General features: G+C 64.7%; 1 protein-coding gene. It reads left to right on the plus strand.

Annotation, left to right across the window (positions count from 1 at the left end; all coding sequences use genetic code 11):
• Positions 1-33 precede the first annotated feature (33 nt).
• Entirely contained in the window at positions 34-1710 is a 1677-nt protein-coding gene (locus K2X24_RS14450) for a porin (protein WP_292499079.1), read from the plus strand.
• Positions 1711-1922: the final 212 nt, after the last annotated feature.

Raw genomic sequence — 1922 nt, forward strand, 5'->3', positions numbered from 1 at the left:
TTCCCTCGGGTCTCGAAGCTTTTGGAGATATCAATGAAGCTCTTGAAGAGCTCGCTTCTCGCCTCCGCAGCAGGGTTCGCTGCGGTCGCCGGAGCACAGGCAGCCGATCTTCCCGCGAAGAAGGTCGTTCCGATCGAGTACGTCCGCGTCTGCTCCGCCTACGGCGCCGGCTTCTTCTACATCCCCGGCACGGACACCTGCATTCGTCTCTCGGGCCGCGCCCGCCTCGACGTCGGCTACCAGCCGACATACAGCCGCTCGGGCACGAACGGTGACACCACCGGCTACATCGGCCTCGCCCGCATCAACGTCGACGCCCGCACCCAGACCGGCTACGGCACCCTGCGCGCCTTCGTGCGTCTCCAGTTCGCCTCGCGCACCGGCGCCACGGGCGGCCTGCGCTCCGGCACCCAGGAGCGCATCGGCAACGCCTTTGGCGCCACGGGTCAGGATCAGGCCGGCCGCGTGCAGCAGTTCGTGAACACCGACAAGGCGTTCATCCAGTTCGCCGGCCTCACCGCCGGTCGCGCTTCTTCGTTCTTCGACTTCTACGCCCACGATTTCGAGTTCGCCGGCGCTACCGCCAACTCCGACCTCCAGTCCACCAACCTGCTCGCCTACACGAGCAAGCTCGGCGGCAGCGGCCTGTCGGCCACGATCTCGCTCGAAGACCCGTCCTTCCGCCGCAACACGATCTACTCGCAACAGTTCGGCGCGAACGCGAACTTCGCTCCGGCCGGGTCGCAGTCTCAGAACGTTGCCTTCGCTGGTGCGACTTCGCCGGTTCTGATTGGCATCAACAACCTGACGGGTATCGGCACTTACGGTAACGTGGATGTGGCCCAGCGGAACCGCATGCCCGACTTCGTCGGTGTTCTGCGATACGATGCTGCCTGGGGCTCGCTGCAGGTTTCGGCTGCGGTCAAGGAGCTCAACACCGGTAACGGCATCGCAGGTAACGCGACCAACTTCAACGGCGGCGTCCTGACTGCTCCCTTCATCCCAGGTGTGACCGGCGCGGCCATCGTTACGCAGCGTCCGGCCAGCGAGTACGGCTGGGCCGTTCAGGCTGGTGCCAAGATCAACCTGCCCTTCATCGCTCCGGGTGACACCCTGTACCTGCAGGGCGCCTACGGCGAGGGCGCGACGCTCTACACCGGCTACTCCTCGTACAACGGCAGCTACGCTTCGCGCGCCAGCACCATTAACGGTGCCGTGTTCGACCCCTACATGTCCGACGCGACGCTCAACCCGTTCACGGGCAAGATCGAGCTGTCCAGAAGCTTCACGGTGGTTGGTTCGTTCCTACACTACTGGTCGCCGGAGTGGCGTTCGGCCGTGTTCGGTAGCTACGGCGAACTGAACTTTGCGAGCGGTGCCCGCGCAGCCAATGCCGCAGTGTTCCAGACTCTTGGTTCGACAGGTCAGTTCACGGGTATCCCGGGGCAGGCATCCTTCGCCGTCAGCCCAGTGCTGCGCGACAATTACCAGATCGTTGCTGGTGCAAGCATCATCTGGTCGCCAGTCAAGGACCTCGATATCGGTCTTGAAGGCTTCTACACCAAGGTCGGTGTCCAGGACGGTCGCGTCGTAGACCAGACCCGTTCCACAGGTAACGTAACGGCGGCTTCCATCGCGAGTGGGGCAGTCCGCACCGTTACATCCTCGGACACCTTCCAGCTGCGCGCCCGCGTCCAGCGCGACTTCTAAGCCCAAACACCACGGACGATCCGGGTTCGCCTTCGCGCCCGGATCGTCCAAAGCCCGATTTCTTCGAGATACGCGGACTGGCCCGGCTGAAAAGTCGGGCCTTTTTGCGTGTCGGCTCGCCGCAGCGCGGGGGGAGGGATCGTCCCGGGGGCGGCGCTGCATGCGGCATGGCCCGCGCGGCATACCCCTTGCCTGGGGGGAGGGCACTTCCA

It is taken from the genome of Methylobacterium sp., from assembly GCF_019750675.1.
GTDB lineage: Bacteria > Pseudomonadota > Alphaproteobacteria > Rhizobiales > Beijerinckiaceae > Methylobacterium.

Bases quoted from the DNA above. Each gene is read 5' to 3' on its own strand.
- K2X24_RS14450 (WP_292499079.1), top strand. From the start codon at position 34: ATGAAGCTCTTGAAGAGCTCGCTTCTCGCCTCCGCAGCAGGGTTCGCT.